Source organism: Bacillus sp. JJ1521 (genome assembly GCF_036965165.1).
Lineage (GTDB): Bacteria > Bacillota > Bacilli > Bacillales > Bacillaceae_L > Ferdinandcohnia.
The window spans coordinates 1-2,499 of the sequence record NZ_JBALOX010000292.1 but is presented as its reverse complement, the minus strand read 5'-3'; the positions used below and the strand labels follow the sequence as shown (position 1 = coordinate 2,499).

The following is a 2,499-nucleotide window of genomic DNA, read 5'->3' as shown; positions in this document are numbered from 1 at the left end:
AATTAAAGCTGTTAAATCTTTAAGGTCCGTTGAGAAACTTTGCGCAACAAAAGTTGCCCCTGCAGTTAAAGCCATTTCCATAACGGAAAGTGCAGACTCAATTGACCCTTGAGGTGTACTCTTTGTTTTAAAGCCAATTTCACTTCTTGGTGAAGTTTGTCCTTTTGTTAAACCATAAATTTGGTTATCCATCACAATGTATGTGATGTCGATATTACGACGAATCGCATGGATTGTATGGCTCATTCCTATAGCATAACCATCACCGTCTCCACCAGAAGCAATAACAGTTAAATCACGGTTGGCCATTTTTACACCTTGAGCAATTGGTAATGAACGTCCATGAATACCGTGTAAACCATAGGCATTGATATATCCAGAAATACGTCCAGAGCATCCAATCCCTGAAATAACAGCTAGCTGTTCAGGCTCAAGTCCAACACTAGCAGCTGCACGTTGAATTGCTGCCTGTACGGAGAAGTCTCCACATCCTGGACACCAGTTAGGTTTCACATTATTACGAAAGTCTTTAAATGTTGCCATATTAGAACAACTCCTTACATTTTGTGTGAACTTCATGAGGTAGGAACGGATTACCGTCATACTTTAAGAAATTAGTAATCTTGTCTGCATGTCCTACATTCATCTTCATAATGTTTGCGAGCTGACCTGTAGCATTATTTTCTACTACTAATACTTTTTTTGCTGATTGAACTAATGGTAAAATTTCGTCAGTCGGGAATGGGTGAATTAAACGAATCTGTGCATGATTCACTTTAATACCATCATTCTCAAGACGAGTCATTGCTTCCTCTATCGCACCTCGGGTAGAGTTAAATCCAACAACTAAAAGGTCTGCCTCTTCATGTTTCACATTTTTATGAACAGGAGTCTTAAATTGAATATTACTAATCTTCCTAAAGCGCTTTTCCATTTGATTCTTACGGTTGCTCGCAACCTCAGAGGGTTTACCTTGTTCATTATGTTCAACACCCGTTACGTGGTGGATCCCATTCTTTACACCAGGAACTACACGTGGAGATACCCCGCTATCTGTCACTTCATAACGCTTAAAGTATTCCTTATTCTCTAATTCTGGTAATTCATTATCAAGAATTAGACTTCCACGTCTGATTTCGATCTTAGAATAATCAAGTGGTTCAACTGTCTGCTTACCAAGTGAAAGCTGTAAATCTGTTAGAAAAATAACCGGACATTGATATTCTTCAGCTAGGTTAAATGCTTCAATTATGTCATAGAATGCTTCCTGAACAGTACTTGGAGCCATTACAATCTTAGGAATTTCTCCATGAGTTCCATAAATCATTGCCATTAAATCTGATTGTTCTTGCTTTGTTGGAAGTCCAGTACTTGGGCCCCCACGTTGTGTATCAATAACTACAAGCGGAGTTTCAGTAATACCTGATAATCCGATTGATTCCATCATTAATGATAATCCTGGACCAGCGGAAGCCGTAAATGCACGAACCCCGGCATAGTTAGAGCCAATTGCCATTGTACAAGCAGCAATCTCGTCTTCAGTTTGTATAACTGTTCCACCGAAATCAGGTAGTTTGCTAATTAAGTATTCCATGATTTCAGAAGCTGGGGTAATTGGGTATGCAGGCATAAATCTTGCTCCACCTGCTAGAGCACCCAAAGCTATTGCGTCATTACCAATCATGAACATGCGTTGCTTTCCGTCAGCCTTTTCTAGCTTCATCTTTACGTCTTCGCTAAGTTGATCCTGTAGGAATTCGCTACCTGCTTTGATTGCTTCCATATTTTTTTCTACAACCTGCGCACCCTTTCGACCAAAGATTTCTTCTACAACATTAAGATATACATTTAAATCAAGGTCTAATAATGAGCTAGTTGCACCAATTGCAACCATGTTTTTCATTAGGGACGTTCCAAGGTCTGTTGCGATCTGAGTAAAAGGAACAGAATACAAATGAACGTTGGTGTTCTCAGGAATGGTTGGTCCGAATTTTGCATCCGCCAACACTACTCCCCCATCCCGTAACTCGTGAAAATTAAAATCAATTGTTTCCTGGTCAAAAGCTACTAAAATATCAAGATCGTCTGAAATTGAACGAACTTGAGTTGTACTAACTCGAATTTTGTTATTCGTATGCCCACCTTTAATACGTGATGAAAAATGGCGATAGCCGTACAAATAGTAGCCTAAACGATTTAGAGCTACGGAAAAGATTTCCCCCGTACTCTCAATTCCTTCCCCTTGTTGTCCGCCAACTTTCCACGAAAGTTGATTGATCATGACTTACACCCCTTTGGAATACGTTCTATATACGATTTTTTTAGTTTTAAGTGTGTAGCACTTTCCAACTAAGCGAAACAGATTGAATATGTAATTTCTTATGCTGAGGAAAGGACCTTTTCCAAATCAAAATTGGAAGAAAATCGCCAAAAATGAAGTGTAGAAAGCTGTCCAAATCTATACTGTTGGATATGTACTAAACGCTTTCATTCTAGACC

Annotated in this window: 2 protein-coding genes; both read right to left on the bottom strand. The window is 39.1% G+C overall.

What is annotated here, in order from left to right:
• The coding region (locus V7147_RS24905) for a 2-oxoacid:ferredoxin oxidoreductase subunit beta (RefSeq protein WP_335370482.1) at positions 1 to 543 on the bottom strand (543 nt) is incomplete at its 3' end.
• Between the two features lies 1 nt (position 544).
• Positions 545 to 2,281: a 2-oxoacid:acceptor oxidoreductase subunit alpha gene (locus V7147_RS24900; protein ID WP_335370481.1), complete on the bottom strand. Its 1,737-nt coding sequence runs from the start codon at positions 2,279 to 2,281 to the stop codon at positions 545 to 547.
• Between the last annotated feature and the right edge of the window lie 218 nt (positions 2,282 to 2,499).

Coding starts and splice junctions, on each gene's coding strand:
- V7147_RS24900 (WP_335370481.1), bottom strand. CDS start 2,281: ATGATCAATCAACTTTCGTGGAAAGTTGGCGGACAACAAGGGGAAGGA.